This window comes from Amycolatopsis sp. Poz14 (assembly GCF_006704225.1).
Taxonomy (GTDB): Bacteria; Actinomycetota; Actinomycetes; order Mycobacteriales; family Pseudonocardiaceae; genus Amycolatopsis; species Amycolatopsis nivea.
On sequence record NZ_JACLHD010000001.1, the window covers coordinates 2,242,601 to 2,258,466 of the forward strand.

Annotated in this window: 18 protein-coding genes; 9 read left to right on the top strand and 9 right to left on the bottom strand. The window is 69.4% G+C overall.

What is annotated here, in order from left to right; all coding sequences use genetic code 11:
- The first annotated feature begins 10 nt into the window (after nucleotides 1–10).
- The 3 genes from FKO37_RS10960 to FKO37_RS10970 are packed head-to-tail and all read left to right on the top strand — an operon-like array spanning nucleotide 11 to nucleotide 1,648.
- Nucleotides 11–379 carry a VOC family protein gene (locus tag FKO37_RS10960; RefSeq protein WP_043832774.1) on the top strand — a complete coding sequence of 123 codons (369 nt, stop codon included), beginning with the start codon at nucleotides 11–13 and terminating at the stop codon, nucleotides 377–379.
- Complete coding sequence (locus FKO37_RS10965) at nucleotides 372–1,223, top strand: NAD(P)H-binding protein (protein WP_238604384.1); 852 nt, start codon at nucleotides 372–374, stop codon at nucleotides 1,221–1,223. The genes FKO37_RS10960 and FKO37_RS10965 overlap by 8 nt, the downstream gene beginning before the upstream one ends.
- Nucleotides 1,220–1,648 (top strand): EVE domain-containing protein, encoded by a 429-nt coding sequence (locus FKO37_RS10970; RefSeq protein ID WP_238604385.1) that lies wholly within the window; start codon nucleotides 1,220–1,222, stop codon nucleotides 1,646–1,648. Before FKO37_RS10965 ends, FKO37_RS10970 begins: the two co-directional genes overlap by 4 nt.
- Before the next feature lie 2 nt (nucleotides 1,649–1,650).
- Here the strand turns inward: FKO37_RS10970 and FKO37_RS10975 are convergent, their stop codons facing one another.
- Nucleotides 1,651–2,328 carry a GntR family transcriptional regulator gene (locus tag FKO37_RS10975; RefSeq protein ID WP_037817079.1) on the bottom strand — a complete coding sequence of 226 codons (678 nt, stop codon included), beginning with the start codon at nucleotides 2,326–2,328 and terminating at the stop codon, nucleotides 1,651–1,653.
- A 247-nt stretch (nucleotides 2,329–2,575) separates the two neighbouring features.
- Here FKO37_RS10975 and FKO37_RS10980 point away from each other — a divergent pair, with 247 nt between their 5' ends.
- From FKO37_RS10980 to FKO37_RS10990, 3 genes are all read left to right on the top strand, one after another.
- The gene (locus FKO37_RS10980; RefSeq protein ID WP_238604386.1) at nucleotides 2,576–3,904 is read left to right on the top strand and encodes an MFS transporter; all 1,329 of its coding nucleotides are present in this window, start codon (nucleotides 2,576–2,578) and stop codon (nucleotides 3,902–3,904) included.
- Nucleotides 3,905–3,917: 13 nt separating this feature from the next.
- A complete protein-coding gene (locus tag FKO37_RS10985; RefSeq protein ID WP_037817077.1) occupies nucleotides 3,918–4,202 on the top strand; it encodes a hypothetical protein in 285 nt (94 codons plus the stop codon).
- Nucleotides 4,203–4,271: 69 nt separating this feature from the next.
- Nucleotides 4,272–5,543: an aspartate aminotransferase family protein gene (locus tag FKO37_RS10990; RefSeq protein WP_238604387.1), complete on the top strand. Its 1,272-nt coding sequence runs from the start codon at nucleotides 4,272–4,274 to the stop codon at nucleotides 5,541–5,543.
- A gap of 66 nt (nucleotides 5,544–5,609) precedes the next feature.
- Here the strand turns inward: FKO37_RS10990 and FKO37_RS10995 are convergent, their stop codons facing one another.
- The 6 genes from FKO37_RS10995 to FKO37_RS11020 form a co-directional block, all read right to left on the bottom strand.
- The gene (locus FKO37_RS10995) at nucleotides 5,610–6,602 is read right to left on the bottom strand and encodes a hypothetical protein (RefSeq protein WP_374204455.1); all 993 of its coding nucleotides are present in this window, start codon (nucleotides 6,600–6,602) and stop codon (nucleotides 5,610–5,612) included.
- Nucleotides 6,603–7,535: 933 nt separating this feature from the next.
- Nucleotides 7,536–7,733 (bottom strand): hypothetical protein, encoded by a 198-nt coding sequence (locus FKO37_RS11000; RefSeq protein WP_037715481.1) that lies wholly within the window; start codon nucleotides 7,731–7,733, stop codon nucleotides 7,536–7,538.
- Between the two features lie 354 nt (nucleotides 7,734–8,087).
- Entirely contained in the window at nucleotides 8,088–8,606 is a 519-nt protein-coding gene (locus FKO37_RS11005; protein WP_238604389.1) for a GNAT family N-acetyltransferase, read from the bottom strand.
- Between the two features lie 16 nt (nucleotides 8,607–8,622).
- On the bottom strand, nucleotides 8,623–9,378 hold the full coding sequence (locus FKO37_RS11010) for an IclR family transcriptional regulator (RefSeq protein ID WP_051729280.1): 756 nt from the start codon (nucleotides 9,376–9,378) through the stop codon (nucleotides 8,623–8,625).
- A gap of 62 nt (nucleotides 9,379–9,440) precedes the next feature.
- Nucleotides 9,441–10,886, bottom strand: coding sequence for a PH domain-containing protein (locus tag FKO37_RS11015; RefSeq protein WP_238604390.1), 1,446 nt, complete (start codon nucleotides 10,884–10,886; stop codon nucleotides 9,441–9,443).
- A 74-nt stretch (nucleotides 10,887–10,960) separates the two neighbouring features.
- Nucleotides 10,961–11,473 carry a PH domain-containing protein gene (locus tag FKO37_RS11020; RefSeq protein ID WP_238604391.1) on the bottom strand — a complete coding sequence of 171 codons (513 nt, stop codon included), beginning with the start codon at nucleotides 11,471–11,473 and terminating at the stop codon, nucleotides 10,961–10,963.
- A 174-nt stretch (nucleotides 11,474–11,647) separates the two neighbouring features.
- Between FKO37_RS11020 and FKO37_RS11025 the strand changes: the two genes are divergently transcribed.
- A complete protein-coding gene (locus FKO37_RS11025) occupies nucleotides 11,648–12,562 on the top strand; it encodes a proteasome assembly chaperone family protein (protein ID WP_037817066.1) in 915 nt (304 codons plus the stop codon).
- Nucleotides 12,563–12,908: 346 nt separating this feature from the next.
- Here FKO37_RS11025 and FKO37_RS11030 read toward each other — a convergent pair whose 3' ends face one another.
- Nucleotides 12,909–13,328, bottom strand: coding sequence for a MarR family winged helix-turn-helix transcriptional regulator (locus FKO37_RS11030; protein ID WP_238604392.1), 420 nt, complete (start codon nucleotides 13,326–13,328; stop codon nucleotides 12,909–12,911).
- A gap of 83 nt (nucleotides 13,329–13,411) precedes the next feature.
- On the opposite strand from FKO37_RS11030, the gene FKO37_RS11035 reads away from it, so the two are divergent.
- Complete coding sequence (locus FKO37_RS11035; RefSeq protein WP_238604393.1) at nucleotides 13,412–13,831, top strand: PaaI family thioesterase; 420 nt, start codon at nucleotides 13,412–13,414, stop codon at nucleotides 13,829–13,831.
- A gap of 46 nt (nucleotides 13,832–13,877) precedes the next feature.
- Nucleotides 13,878–14,747, top strand: a complete 870-nt coding sequence (locus FKO37_RS11040; protein WP_238604394.1) for a class I SAM-dependent methyltransferase — start codon at nucleotides 13,878–13,880, stop codon at nucleotides 14,745–14,747.
- On the opposite strand, the gene FKO37_RS11045 is transcribed toward FKO37_RS11040, so the two are convergent.
- Nucleotides 14,737–15,675, bottom strand: coding sequence for an MCE family protein (locus tag FKO37_RS11045; RefSeq protein WP_238608253.1), 939 nt, complete (start codon nucleotides 15,673–15,675; stop codon nucleotides 14,737–14,739). The genes FKO37_RS11040 and FKO37_RS11045 overlap by 11 nt on opposite strands.
- Between the last annotated feature and the right edge of the window lie 191 nt (nucleotides 15,676–15,866).

A 15,866-nucleotide genomic window follows, 5' to 3' on the forward strand; every position in this document is an offset into this window, starting at 1 on the left:
GAGCAGCACCGTGCCCGCCATCGGCCCCGATTTCCTCTCCCTCCAGGCGCGTGACCTGGACGCTTCCCAGGCGTTCTACGAGCGCTACCTCGGCCTCGTCCGCTCGCCGGCCGGACCGCCGCACGCCGTCGTCTTCGAGACGAAGCCGATCGCGTTCGCCCTCCGCGAGGTCGTTCCCGGCACCGACCTCGCCTCCGTCGCGCAGCCCGGCATCGGCACCGCGATCTGGCTGCTCGCCACCGACGTCCAGGCCATTCACGACGCGCTCGTCGCCGACGGGCACCCCATCGTCTCCGCGCCGATCGACGGTCCCTTCGGCCGCACGTTCACCTTCGCCGACCCCGACGGCTACCACGTCACCCTCCACGACCGTGGCTGAGGCGAGCACCCTCGTTTTCGGGGCTACCGGAGCACTCGGCCAGCACGTCTTGGACGCGCTGGTCGAGCGGGGCAAGAGTCCCGAGACGATCACCGCGGCCGGACGCAACCCGGCTCGTCTCGCGGAACTCGCGTCCGCCGGGTTCCGTGCCGCGTCCGTCGACCTGTCGGATGAGGCTGGCGTCGCGGACCTGGTCGCGCGGCATGCGGACCTCGTGCTGATCTCGGGCCGCGACGAGAATCGCCTCGCGCAGCACGAGTCGGTCATCGAAGCCGCGAAGAACGTCCGGCATCTCTACTACACCAGCGGAGTCCGAGCCGACGACGACCGGCTCGAGATCAACGCGGACCACCGGGCGACCGAGAAGGTCCTGGTCGATTCCGGCGTGCCGTACACGATCCTGCGGAACACTTGGTACATCGAGAACTACGTCCAGTCGCTGGCTGGCCCCCGCTTCACCGGCGTTCTCGCCGCGGCGACCGGTGACGCCGTTGTCGCGGCGGCCAGCCGGAAGGATCTGGCCGAGGCGTTGGCCGTCGTGGTCACCACCGAAGGGCACGACAACGTCACGTACAACCTCTCCGGCGACACGGACTTCACCTACGCCGACATTGCCGACGCGATGTCGGTGGTGCTGGAGCGGGAAGTCGCCTATCAGCCGGTCACTCCCGGGGAATTGCGGGCGCTGCTCCGCAAAACGGGGATGGCCGACGAGTTGGCCGATTTCCTGGTCAGCCTCGACGAAACCATTGCTGCCGGGGTTTTCGCGCGGGTCGGTGACGATCTTTCCCGGCTCCTCGGCAGGCCGACGACCGGTCTGGTCGAAGGGCTGACCGCGAAATGAACGCCTTTGCCCCGCGCTTCTGGATCAACACCGTCAGCCTTGACCACGTGGAAGCCGCCGTCGAGGGCGGCTTCACCCAGGCGGATCACGGTGCGGGCAAACGTCTTCGCCAGCCGCGCCCGGGCGACGAGATGATTTTCTACTCGCCGCGCACGAGCTTGCAGGGCGGCTCGCCGGTCCGGCAGTTCACCGCGTGGGCCACCATCACCGGCGAAAAGCCTTACCAGGCCTACGTCAGCGACGACTTCCGGCCGTGGCGGCTCGCGGCTTCCTTCCACGCTTGCGCGCGGGTGGACGCGAAGCCGCTGGTCGGCCAGTTGTCGTTCGTCACCGACCCCGCGCATTGGGGCCTGCCGTTTCGCCGCGGTCTGTTTCCCGTGCCACAGCAGGATTTCGCGACGATCCTCGCGCAGATGACCGCGTGAAGTCAGCTGTGGTGCGCGTCCGCGTCCCAGCTGAGGAACGCGTCCAGTGTCGCTGACCGGTGCGCCCGCGCGCAGTGCTCGATCCATTCGGCCCCGGAACCGGAGCGGATCAGGTCCAGCAGCTGGTCGTGTTCGGCGACGGAGGCGAGCGCGCGGGCGGGCACGAACGAGAAGGTCGAATCGCGGATCGTGGCGAGCTGCGCCCAGCCCTTTTTGACGAGGTCGACCAGGCTCGGATTGGGGCAGCGGGTGTAGAGCACCTCGTGGAACTCGTGGTTGAGCCGGGTGAACTCGACCGGTTCGAGCTGGCCGAGACCGGCGCGCATCCGGTCGTTGAGCTCGCCCGCCTCGGCGAGGTCGTCGGCCGTCAGATGGGGCGCGGCGAGCGCGGTCGCCGCGCTTTCCACGATCGCGAGCATCTGCATCGTGTGCTCGTAGCCGACCGGATCGATCGCCGCGACGGTCGCGCCGACGTTGCGTTCGAAGTGCACGAGCCCCTCGGCCTGCAACAGCCGCACCGCTTCCCGCACCGGAACCGTGCTCACGTCGAACTCCTTGGCCAGCGAACCCAGGACGAGCCGGTGCCCGGCCGGGTATTCGCCCGCGGTGATCCGGGACTTCAGCACTTGGTACGTGTGCTGGCTCTTGCTCAGCCCCGCCTGCTCGTGCGTGGTGGACATCCCTGTCGCCTCCCCTTCGCCACCCGCCGCGGCGGGGTGTCCAGGCAACCGTAACCGGTCCGTTCGCTCTGCTAAATAATATACCATCTGCCCGCTGTGGCCACTGGCTGGAATCGGCGGGCACGCTGCCAGTTTCGACCACTGTAGACAAAAGGCCTGCTCAGTTACCTGATTGAAGCTTGTCGGGGTGGCGGCTGATTATATACGATCTGGCACGGCCTGAAGCACTGTCAGCAGGGGAGGCGCGATGCCGCGCACGTCCGGGATCAGCAGAGAGCACCGCCGCGTCGTCCTGGCGGCGATGGTCGGCACGACTATCGAATGGTTCGACTTCTTCATCTACGCGATCTGCGCCGGATTGGTGTTCGCGACGCAGTATTTCGCGGTCCTCGGCAAGGACGCGCTGATCGTGTCGTTCGCGACGGTCGGCATCAGCTTCTTCTTCCGCCCGATCGGAGCGGTGATCGCCGGACATCTCGGCGACCGCCTCGGCAGGCGCGCGATGCTGATCCTGACCCTGCTGCTGATGGGGATTTCGACGGTGTTGATCGGCCTGGTGCCGAACACCGCGTCGATCGGGGTGTGGGCACCGATCATCCTGGTGCTGCTGCGCATCGTGCAGGGGCTCTCGGCCGGCGGCGAATGGGGCGGGGCGGCTTTGCTCGCGGTCGAGCACGCGCCTGCCGAGCGGCGCGGGCTGTACGGCGCGTTCCCGCAGATCGGCGTGCCGATCGGGCTGCTGCTGGCCAACGGCGTCCTCGCGCTGGTCACGGCGCTGACCTCGCCGGAGCAGTTCCTGGCGTGGGGCTGGCGGATCCCGTTCCTGCTGAGCGTGGTGCTGATCGTCGCCGGACTGATGATCCGGTCGCGGGTCGCGGAAAGCCCGGTGTTCGAGGAGGTCCGCGAGAAGAAGGCGCGGTCGAGCATGCCGCTGGTGCAGTTGTTCCGGCACCACTGGAAGCTGGTCGTCGCGGGCGCGCTGCTGTTCGCGGCCAACAACGCCGTCGGGTACATGACCACCGGCGGATACGTGCAGTCGTACGCGACGAAGACCCTGCACCTCGGCCGTTCTACCGTGCTGATCGCGGTGATGCTGTCCGCGGTCGCCTGGCTGGTGAGCACGCTGGTCGGCGGCTGGCTCGCGGACCGGATCGGCCGCGTCCGCACTTACCGGATCGGGTTCGTCATCCAGCTGGCGTGGATGTTCCCGTTCTTCGCGCTGATCAACACGGCCAACGTCGGACTGCTCCTGGTGGCGCTGTTCCTGTTCTCGGTCGGGCTCGGGTTCACCTACGGCCCGCAGTCGGCGCTGTACGCGGAGATGTACCCGACGACAGTCCGCTACAGCGGCGCGGCGATCTCGTACGCGATCGGCGCGGTGCTCGGCGGGGCGTTCGCGCCGACCATCGCCGAAAGCCTGCAGACCAGCACCGGCACGGTCTACGCGGTCGGCGGCTACCTCGCCGTGATGACGCTGATCGGCCTGGTCACCAGCTTCTTCGTCAAGGACCGGAAGGGTGCGTCGCTGAGTTCCGCGCCTTCGAACGCACAGGCAACCACCGTCGAAAACGTCTGAGCGGGGGCGCGCGATGCGGACCCAGACCCGAAGCGACTACTGCGCGTGGCTCGACGCGGCCGCCCGGGAAGCGCACGACGCGATCAACCGGATCCACGTCGAGGCTTACGCCGATCTGGTCCGCGCCGCCGAGCTGTACAAGGGCGAGCTGGCCTGCCGGCGTCCGGCGCGGCGGCAGGCGCCTGGTCTGCCCGGCCGGGGGCAGCGCCATCGGAGCCATCGGGCCCACGGGCTGCGGGGTTCCGCGATGGCGCGCGTCGAGGGGTCGCGGTTCGCCGATCCCCGGCCGGGCGGGTAGAAAGGGCGGCGGCGGCCGGTCGCCGCTCCCCGCGGCGCCGGCCGGTTGAGCCGACCCCGAGGAGGAGCAATGCCGGACCAGCAGCCGAACCCGCTGTGGCACCCGTTCGCGGACATGGGCGCGGTCGACGGAAACCGGTTCGTGGTGACCCGCGGCGAGGGGTCCTATGTCTGGGACGACGCGGGCCGCCGCTACTTCGACGCCTCCGCGTCGCTGTGGTACTCGAACCTCGGGCACGGCCGTCCCGAGATCACCCGCGCGGTGACCGAGCAGCTGGAGAAGCTCGACGCGTACAACCTCTTCGGCGGCGTCGCGAACGAACCCGCGCTGAAGCTGGCTTCGCGGCTGTCCGAGCTGGCTCCGGTGCCGGGGTCGAAGGTGTTCCTCGGCTCGGGCGGCGGCGACATGGTGGACACCGCGGTGAAGATCGCGCGGTCCTACTTCGTCCACACCGGACGCCCGGACAAGACCCACGTCATCAGCCGGACCCAGGGCTACCACGGCACGCACGGATTCGGCACCGCCGCGGCCGGGATTCCGGCGAACGCGGAGGGCTGGGGCCCGCCCGCCGCAGATTTCTCGCAGGTGCCGTATGACAACGCGGCGGCGCTGGAGGAGGAGATCCTCCGCGTGGGGCCGGAACGGGTGGCCGCGTTCTTCTGCGAACCGGTCATCGGCGCGGGCGGCGTGCTGCTGCCGCCGGACGGCTACATCGAGGAAGTGGCGGCGATCTGCCGCAAGCACGAGGTGCTGTTCGTCGCGGACTGCGTGATCTGCGCGTGGGGCAGGCTCGGCACCTGGTACGGCATCGACCGCTGGTCGGTGCAGCCGGACCTGGTGACCACGGCGAAGGGCGTGACGAGCGGGACGATCCCGCTCGGCGTGCTGCTGGTCGCGCCGCACGTGGCGGAGCCGTTCTTCACCGGCCGTCCGGGCGCGCCGATCCTGCGCCACGGCGCGACGTACGCCGGGCACCCGGTCGCCTGCGCCGCGGCGAACGCGACGCTGGACATCTACGAGCGCGACGACATCATCCCGCGCGGCAAGGCGCTGGAGAAGCCGCTCGCGGACGCGCTGTCCGGTGCGGTCGGGCACCCGGCGGTGGCGGAGGTGCGGGCCGGGCTGGGATTCCTGGCCGCGGTGGAACTCGCGCCGGACCTGCTGGCCGCGGACCCGGGCGCGCCCGGGAGGCTGCACAAGTTCCTGCTCGAGGAGGGCGTGATCGTGCGCTCGCTCGGCAAGGGGATGGCGGTGTCGCCGCCGCTGGTCGCCGAAGAGGCGGAGCTCGACCTGCTGGCCACGGCCGTCCCGCGGGCCTTGGACCGGTTGCTGAAGGCCTGACGCTCTTACGACACTGCGGCGGCCCCGGGTTTCCCGGTGCCGCCGCAGTTGTCTGTCTATAAAGGACTACTTACAGGAGAGCGTCCCGGTGCGCAGCGCGTGGTTGCCGTCGTTGCCGTCGTCGGACCACACGACCTGCTTGCTTCCGTTCGCGCAGGTCGGCGAGATGGCGAAGCCCTCGTTGTTGTAGTTCGACATCCCGGACGGGCGGTCGTACTGCGCGGTGGCAGCGAACGCGCCCTTGGAGTTGACGTCGAGCGTGCTGGTGCGACCCTTGCAGGTGTTGTCGCATTCGGCCCACAGGTGGCCGGTCGACGGTTCGTACTCGAGATCCATGATCGCCGGGAACCCGCTGTCGATGGTGGCGACGCGCGTGTACTTGCCCCCGGACTGGTCGAGCGCGTACGCGTAGACCTTCCCGTTGTCCTCGAGCCCGACGAAGTACAGGCCGGTCCCGTGGTTCGGATAGCTCGCCGGGTTGTAGGCGGCTTTCGTGTGCTCGTCCCGGAATTTGTGCGCGGTGAGCGCCGAGTCCGGGACCCAGGAGATGGCCTCGAGCCCCTTGTTGGGCTCGACCGACGGCAGGTCCGACGTGAGGTCCCATTCCCCGGTCGCGTTGAGCGACTTGCCCGATCCCGAGGTCGCGTACCGAAGCACGGCGGGCTTGCTCGTGTCGCCGTCGTCGTTGTCGCGCTCGGTGGCGGTGAAGACGCCGTCCGGGGTGAAGACGACCCCTTCGGCGTCCGGGTCGCCGCTGCCGTCGGAGTAGTGCATGGACTTGCCCTCGGACCAGCCGTTGGCCGTGTCGGGCCGCCACTTGGCGCCGTCCTGGACGAGCCGGTACAGGGTGCTGGGGCCGTTCTTCACCGCCCACAACACGGTGGGCGATTCGTACGACACGCCGCTGAGGTTGCTGCCGAAAACCCCGGAGTCGTCGGCGATGGCCACCTTCGACCCGCCAGGCCACGCCGTAGCCTTCGGGGCAGCCGCCGGCGCCGCGTGAGCCGCACCGGCCCCGACCGCGAGCGCGAGGACCGCCAATGCGACGGTGCCCCGGATTTTTCCACGCCGACTGTTTCCACGCAGATGTGTTCCACGCTGGTGCGCAAGCAAGGAGCCGCTCCTTCTGTCCGTCGGGCACGGATCGCAGGACCGTGCCGAGGTGGTCGCTGCTGACAAGCGGCGGTCCCGCAGACGCGGGACTTACAGCAGTGGGTGATCGACAGTGGAGCACACAGCGTGGCCGGTAAGCAACAAACAGCAGGTGACGTTGTCCCGCTGACCGGCACGACGGTGGTGTGTCGGCGGATTACCGTGCTGTCGACGGGCAAACGGCCTCTCGGGGCGGTTTCCGGGCGACGGTTGAGTGGTGATCGGGCGACGGCCGCTTGGCGACGGTCACCGGACAGTTCGGTGACCTTTGCGCGGGGTCGCCGGGACGGCAATTGCCGGGCGTCACCGGGAAGTGCCGCCAGTCGCCGGGAAGTGCCGCCAGTCGCCGGACGGGAATCGCCGAGAGCCGCCGGTGCCAGCCGCCCATCGCTGGGCTGCGATCGCGCGGAGCCGCCGGACGGTGCCGCCGGTCGCTGGACGCCGATCACGGGATGCCAGCGGGGAGGATCGCCGATGGCCGGGCGACGATCGCCGGGGAGCCGTCGGGGAGTGGCACCGGTCGCGGGGCGGCAATCACCGGGAGCCACCGGTGACAGCCGCCCGTTGCCGGGCCGCGATCACCGGAAGCCACCGAGCCTTCGGCGACAGCCGCGCGCTGCCGGGTCGCACTCACCGGGGGTCGTCGAGCCTTCGGCGACAGCCGTCCACTGCCGGGCCGCACTCACCGGGGGCCGTCGAGCTGCCGGTGACAGCCGCCCGCTGCCAGGCCGCAATCCCCGGAAGCCACCGAGCCCTCTGCGAAAGCCGCCCGCTGCCGGGCCGCAACCACCGGGAGCCCACCGAGCCACCGCCGAAAGCCGCCCATCGCCGGGGCCGCAATCACCGAGCCACAGTCCGCCACACCGGCACGTTGACGACCGCCGCGGGCATCCCCGGAGCCCCGCTGTCGCCGGGGACGATCGTGAACCGCCACTTGTCCACTCCGCCGCCCATGATTTCGGCATACCGGCGGGCGCCGTCCGCGTTCGCGAAGCGGACCTGCTGACCACTGGCGAGGTGGGTGATCTTGACCGCCACACTGCCTCCTGGGGATCGATCGACGGACACGTTCTGCCTGGGTGCCGGCCCACGGAGCTTCCCCCTCCGGGGCCGGCCCATCCAGTAGAACACGTGTTCGATTCCCGCGGCAATCCAGGTCCCCCTCCCGAGCGACCCACGCGCGGCTGACGCGAAAAGACCGCCAGCCCGGCAAGAAAAACCCGCGAGACATCGTCGGGTTGGCCGACGAGGCGAGCGGCGGCGAGTGAAGTTCCGGCAGCGGCCGGAGCGAGTCGGAAGCGTCGCGAGCTCGCTTGCTCCAACGCGGGACTGTCCGACTGATCCGGGCGCGGGCGACCCCAACGGAATCAGCCCGAACAGCGCCGAAACCGCTTATCCCACACCAGAAACGCGGGCAGACCGCATCATCGCCACCCGAGGCCACCGGTCCAGCCCCCGTGCGATCTCTGCCCGCCGGATCTCCCGCAGTGCCGGACCCTGCTCCTCGTCGGCCAGCACGCGGAACCCGAGCCGCTCGTAGTAGGGCGCGTTCCACGGCACCTCGGCGAACGTCGTTAGCGTCAGCCCGGACAGCCCGCGCTCCGCGGCCCACGCCCCGACCGTCTCGATCAGCGCCCGCCCCAATCCGCGGCGCGCGTGGCCCGGCAGCAGCGAAACCTGTTCCACATGACCGAAACCGTCGACCTCATCGGCGAGCACGTACGCCGCGATCGTCCCGCCGTCGTCCCAAACCCAGCAGCGGCCCGCGGACTGGAACACCGAGAGCTCGTCGACCGAAGGCGGTGCGTCATCGGCGATCTCGGCCATGCCGACGGCCCGGAACGGTTCTCCCGCAGCACGTTCGAGGTCAGGCAGCGCAGGAAGATCGGCAGGGACAGCGAGACGGATCACCGGCCCGACTTTACGGCTACACGGAGTACTCGGAAATCGCTTTTGCGATCTGCCCGGCGTAACCGCGCAACGCCATGATCGCCCGTTCGCGCTCCGCGTCGCCGATGCGGGTGGCCGGTCCGACGAACGTCAGCACGCTCGGCCGGTGCCGGTCGACGTCGACCGGCACCGAGCAGCACCACACGCCGTCCTCGATCTCGCCCCAGCTCTGCACGTAGCGGTTGGCCAGCGCGTCCTTGAGGTCGTCGCGCACCTCGGCGCCGCGTTCCGCGGAGATCCGGGCGACCTGGCGTTCGCGTTCGCCGTCGGGAAGGAGGGCGAGCAGCATCTTCCCGGTCGCGCCGACGCCGAGCGGGGTCGAATGCCCCGGCTGAAATGTGAACCGCATCGGGCGGTCGCATTCCACCCGGTCGCTGCACACCGCGACGTCGCCGAAGTGCTGGAAAAGCAGCACAGTCTCGCCGAGTTCGCGCACCGCCTCCTCCATGAGCGGCCGCGCCACCCTGGCCAGGTCGTTCGCGAGCCGGGCAGCGCGCGCGAGCGGCATGACGCGGCTGGTGAGGTGGTACCGCCCGGACCGCGACTCCTCGAGCAGCTGCAGCTCTTTCAGCAACTGCACGTAGCGGTAGGTGGTGGCGACCGGGCTGCCGACCACCTCGGCGAGTTCCGCCACGCTGGCCTCCCAGCGCTGTTCGGTGAACGACAACAGCAACTGGAGCACTTTCCGGGAACTGTTGGCGCCGGCCGTGCGACGGAGTCCGGGTTCAGACATCCTGAAACCTCTCCGTAGGAGCACCGAATTCAGTCACGAACGCGTCGGTAAATTACCACAGGTCACGGTTTTTCTGACACAGCAAGAAACGGCGTGAGCAATCCGGGAACGGCGGCGTCGGCGAGCGCGAGCCCGGCGCCCTGCTCCACGTCGAGCACGCGGTAGTGCCCGCGACCGGCGGCGACCGGGGCGATGACGGTGACCAGCCCGGCCCGCCGCTGGAACAGCGACTGCTGCACGACGATCCCGGTGAGCCGGTCACGCCGGACCGCGACCGTGGCCAGCGACCCGGAACGGGTCACCAGATACCGGCCGGTGATCGCGTGGCCGAGCGAGCGGTACCGGTCGAAGCCGGCCAGCACCGCGAACGGCAGCAGCACAAGCGCGGCCTGCCACGGCCATTCCGGCAGGATATCGAGCCGGGCCAGCGCGAACAGCGCGGCCGAAAGCGCCAGCACAGCGAACACAGCGCGGGTGATGCGGCGGGTCAGTGCGCGTCGCGAATGCCGCACGAGGGGGACATTGGCGAAGTCCTCGCCGAGCACCTCGCTCGCGATCTCCCGGGCTTTCCCGGCAGGAGCCGGCGGCAGCAACAGGCCGCCGCCGCGGTCCGCGCCCTTGCCCTCGCGCAGTCCGGCCGCGACCGCGACGCACTTCGCGCCGCCGACCATCCGCAGCGGCAACGGTTCCTTGATCTCGACGCCGCGCAACCGGTCCTCCTCGATCGACACCGACCGCGTCGTGATCAGCCCGCGCCGGATGTGCAGCGTGCCGCCGGGTTCGCGGGTGAGCCGGAAGTTCCAGAACGACAACACGTATCCGCCGACCGACAGCACCGACACCAGCACGAGCAGCCCGGCCGCGGCCAGCACCACGGTGAGCCACACCGGTTGTTCAAGCGCGCGTGCGGTGAGGTCGCGGAGCGGCCCGAAACTCGTCGGATCGAAGTGCAGTTCATGCGCGAAGTGATAGACCGTGCCGAGGATCGCGGCGACCACCGCGAGTCCGGACAACGTGAACGGTGCGTAGCGCACCCAGCGCTTGTCGACCTCGGCGACGAGCGACTCGGGCGGTTGCGCCGCTTCGGTTTCCGCCGGTTTCCGGTGCAGCAACAGGGTCCGCAGCCGCTGCGCTTCGGCGCGGGTGACCGCGTCGAGCACCAGCTGGTCCTTGCCCGGACCTTTTCCGTGATCATGGCGTCCGGTACCGATTCGTACCGCAGACAGCGAGAAAAGCCGATGTTTCGGTTCCGAAAGCACGTCTACGGTACGGATTCGATCGAGCGGAATCGCGCGTTGCTTGCGCAGCAGCAATCCGGTGTGCCATTCGATCTGGGTCGCGGTGACGCGATAGCGCGAGGTGAGGCAGTGCGAAATGCCGACCCCGATCGTCACCGCGGTGGCGACGAGACCGATCCACTGCCAGTAGTTCCCGTGGCCGAGCACCAGCGCGCCGACGAGCACCGGCAGCGACTTCACCAGGTCGAGAACCGGGCGGATCAACAACATTCGGCGATCGAGACGATGCCAGGGCGCGTCGCCGGCGCCTTCGGCCGAGACGGGCGCGGAGGGTGCGGTCGCGTTCACGTCGCGTCCCCGCGCACGGCCTGGGTGGTGCGGGTCAGCTCGTCGGCGAGCGCGACCGCGACGTCGCGGTCGAGTCCGGAGATGCGCAGCGGCCCGGCGGCGGACGCGGTCGTGACGGTGAGCCGGGCCAGCCCGAACAGCTGCTCCAGCGGGCCGCGTTCGACGTCGACCGTCTGGATCCGCGAGATCGGCGCGATCCGCCACTCCTGCTTCAGCCAGCCGGACTGGGTGTAGACGGCCTCGCCGGTGACTTCCCAGCGGTGCACGCGGTACCGCCACTGCGGCATGACGAGCAGATGCAGCGGGGCCAGCACGCAGGAGAGCAGCAGCGTCACCGTGAGCCACGACGGCGGGTCGTCCGCGGTCGCGACCACCACCGCCTGCACCGCGAGCACGAGCAGCCAGCCCGCCCCCGCGGACGCCGCCCAGTGGCCGATCGCCCGGCGGCTCACCCGGTGTTCGGGCGGGCGCAGCCGCAGTTCAAGCGTGGTGGATTCCTCGATGTTCACGTGCTCAGAGTGCCTGAGCGCGGGGGTCGATGCCCACGACAAGTGTCACGATGCCCCGATCCGGGGTGGCTGGTGAGTGCGGGGCGTTACTATTTCGGCCGCGCGCGGGATGGATTCGCAGCCGGGCCGCGTTGTATCGCGTACGTCCGTGCAAGCGAGCAGCAGGAGGATCCGGTGGGACTCGATCCCGAGGAACTGTACGAGGTGGACTCGGACGTCCCCGACCTGGACGGAGCGGTGCTTCTGCACTTCTTCGAGGGCTTCATGGACGCGGGGTCGGCCGGGCGGCTGGTCACTGACCACCTGGCCGGTGAGGTGGAGAACCGGGTCATCGCGCGGTTCGACGTCGACCGGCTCATCGACTACCGGTCGCGCCGCCCGTCGATGATCTACGCGGTCGACCACTGGGAGGAATACGAGGCCCCCGAGCTGGTCGTGCGGCTGCTGCACGACGACGACGGCATCCCGTTCCTGCTGCTGTCCGGCCCCGAGCCGGACCGCGAATGGGAGCTGTTCGCGGCCGCCGTGCGGCAGCTGGTGGAACGCTGGGGCGTGCGGCTCACCGTCGGGTACCACGGGATCCCGATGGGCGCCCCGCACACGCGCCCGCTCGGCGTCACCGCGCACGCGACCCGCGAGCACCTGGTCGGCGAGCACCAGCCGCTGCCGAACCGCATGCAGGTCCCGGGCAGCGCCGCCGCGATGCTCGAGTACCGCTTCGGCGAATGGGGCCACGACGCGATGGGCTTCGCCGCGCACGTGCCGCACTACCTGGCGCAGTCGACCTACCCGGCCGCCGCGCTGACGATCCTCGACTCGATCGGCAAGGCCACCGGCCTGCGCCTGCCCGACGGCGAACTTCGCACCGCCGCCGAGGTGGCCAAGGCGGAAATCGACCGTCAGGTCGCCGAATCCGAGGAATCCGCCGACGTGGTGCGCGCGCTGGAACGTCAGTACGACACGTTCACCGAAGCGTCCGGGCACAGCCTGCTCGCCGAATCGCAGGAACACATGCCGACCGCGGACGAACTGGGCTCGCAGTTCGAACGATTCCTCGCCGAACAGGGCGGGGACGGCTCCGAACGCTGAGCCGCGAGGTAAGCAACGCCTGCGGACCGGACCGTCTGCCAGGCCCACCAGAGCCGGGCCGCCATGATCGTCACACCGGACATGGTGCGGCCCGCACGTTGCCGCGAGGCAGCGGGGGCGCGTGTGGCGGGTGACATCTGGTGAAGCTAGCCGGTGCGTTGGGCGGCCTGGCACCCGGACCGGCCCCTAACGCTGCCCGGCGCGCTTCCGCGACTGTGCGTGAGGGGGCCCCTCAGGGAATCTGATTCCGTCAGGGTTCCCCTCACGCACAGTCGCATCCCGCAGAAGGCGCATCGGCTAGCGGGTTCACCCAGCGTGCGCAGTATGGACGTGGCTTGGGGTCGCGTCAGCCCGGCCAGCCAGCGAGATACCGCAACGCCTCGCTGGTCGGCCCGAACACGTCCCCGAGCAGCGCGTGCAACTCGCGGTTGAACGACTCGATCACCGGCCGCAACCGGGCGATCGTCGCGTTCCCCTCCGCCGTCAGGTCCAGGACCAGCGCCCGGTGCTGTTCCGGATGCGGTTGCCGGACGATCAGCCCCGCGTCGACCAGCCGTCCGGTCATCGCGGTGATCGCCGATTCGCGCTGGCCCAGCTCAGTGGCCAGTTCCCGCTGGGTGAGGCCGGGCTGGTCGTGCACCGCGAGCAGCGCGCCGAGCTGCGCGGTCGTCACGCCGCCCGCGGCGAGGCAGCGGCGGTCGCCCTCGACGCGCAGCCGGTGCGCCGCGCTCTGCAGCAGGAAGAAAAGACGTTCGTCGGCGGCCATGCGGGGATCTTGACAGTGTTCTCTCCGCGCCGCCATCCTCACTTCACTACTGAAGTACTTCACTACTGAAGTGAGGACTGAAAATGGACATAGACTTCGCGCGCGCCGGGCTGGCCGCGCAACCGTTCAGCGTTCTGCTCGGCGCGCGGCTCGAGGAATTCGGCGACGGACGGGCGGTGCTGGAACTGGACGTCCGCGACGAGCTCCGGCAGCAGAACGGCTATCTGCACGGCGGCGTCCTCGCCTACGCCGCCGACAACGCGCTCACCTTCGCCGCCGGAACCGTGCTCGGTCCGCAATTGCTGACGAGCGGCTTTTCCATCGACTACCTCGTTCCCGCGGACGGCGTGCTGCTGCGGGCGGAAGCGACGGTCGTCCAAGAAAGCCGTTCGCGGGCAACGTGCCGCTGTGATCTGTACACAGTGGACGGAGAAGGAAACGCGACGTTATGCGCGGCGGCACAAGGATCCGCGGTGGTCAGGCGGTCGGCGGCTTCCGGGTAGACCGGGCAGTTCGGACGGGTTTCCGGTTGTCCGCTATCGTCCCGGGATGAACCAGGAAAGCCAAGATCGGCTGACGACAAGGACTTTGGGCCCTGCGCTGCGCCGGAAGGCCGGCCTGGTGCTGCGCCGGGCCGCGGCCCGCCTGCACGATCCGCACGCCGAGCAGATCACCGAACTGCGGGCGGAACTGGAACGGACGCGCGAGGACCTGCGGTCGGAGGTCGTCCGGCAGGGCGATCGCCTGCTGGACCGCGTGGTCGAGTTCGAGATCCGCAGCCGTCGTGACATCGTGTACGCCGGCGATCAGGACGCGGCGTTGGAGAGCAACGTCTTCGCGCGCGAAAGCCTGATCGGGGCACAGCATTTCGGCAGCCCGAAGGAAACACTGGAATATGCGCTTTCCCTCGCGCCCACCGGCGGGATGGCGCTGGAGTTCGGCGTCGCGTCCGGAAACACGTTGCGCACCATCGCCGCCGCGCGCGAGGCGACCGAGGTGTACGGCTTCGATTCGTTCGACGGCCTGCCCGAGGCGTGGCTCAACGGCATGCCCGCCGGAGCCTTCGCCCGCGACGATCTGCCCGACGTGCCGGGAGCCGAACTCGTCGTCGGACTGTTCTCCGACAGCCTGCCCGGATTCCTCGAGAAGCACTCCGGTCCGGTCGATTTCGTGCACGTCGACGGCGATCTCTACAGCTCGGCGAAGACGGTGCTGGACAACGTCGGCCCGCGGCTGCGCGTCGGCAGCATTGTGCACTTCGACGAGTTCTTCAACTTCCCCGGCTGGAAACGGCACGAGTACCGGGCGTGGACCGAGCACGTCGAGAAGACCGGCGTCGAGTTCTCTTACGAGGCCTACACGTACAACGACAACCAGGTCACCGTGCGGATCACCGGCGGGCCGGGGCTCATGGACTGAAGCAGCCGTGCTCGTTGACCGGTCCGATCGCGGGAAGGATCAGGCCGCACAGGTAACCGTCGATCCATCGGCCGTTGCCGGTGAGATTCGCGGCGAAGCGGACGAGCGGGGCCAGTTCGCGGATTCCGTCCGCGAGCGAGACGCGGTTTCGTTCGAGCAACGCGGTGAGCTGGTCGAGCTGGGCGAGCACCGGGCCCAGTTCGCGGTCGTTGTCGGCGACGAGTCCGGACACCTCGCTGCTCAACCGGCGGGCTCCGTCGAGCAGTGACTGAATAACCGATTCGCGTTTCTGTACCTCGTCCAGCAGCTGGTTGCCGTCGGTGAGAAGCCGGGTCAGCTGGGTGTCGCGGTCGGCGAGAGTGGCGGAAACCGTGCGTGCCTGAGCCAAAAGGTGAGCCAGTTTCGTATCGCGGGCGGAGAGGGAATCGGACAGCCGCGACAGTCCGGTCAGCGTGGCGCGGACGTCGGCCGGGGTGTGCGCGAACGTGTCGGAAATGGCGCGGAAGCTCTGTGAGAGCTGAGTGGTGTCGATGGCGTCGACGGTCGTGGCCAGCTGCCGGAACGCGGGCAGGACGTCATACGGAACCGTGGTCCGGTCGCGCGGAATCGGAGTGTCCGGATCCAGCGACCCGACGCCGACCGGATCGAGCGCGAGATACTTCTGCCCGAGCAACGTTTTGATCCGGATCGACGCGGATGTCCGGTCCCCGAGCCACGCCCCCGACACCCGGAACGACACCCGGACGGACGCGCCGTCGAGCGAAACCTCCGACACCCGGCCGACTTTCACCCCCGCGACCCGCACGTCGTTGCCGGTCTGGAGCCCCGCGGCCTCGCTGAACTCGGCGGCATACGCGGTGCCGTCGCCGATGATCGGCAGATTCGGCGCCTGGAGCGCGGTGAGGACGCCGAGGACGAGCACAGTCATCCCGACGAGAGCGGTGCGCACGGGGCGCCGGTCGGGATGCACAGCGTGGATAGTGGCTCGCCCGGCCGGGTGAGGCCACTCATGCCACCCGAATGGGCGCTTTCCCGCTGTGTCCACTTAGGACTCTCGGACTTCCCCCCAGCGCACGGCCCGTTTCCGGCACCGCGCCCGGCGGCTCCTGTCGTGTGCCA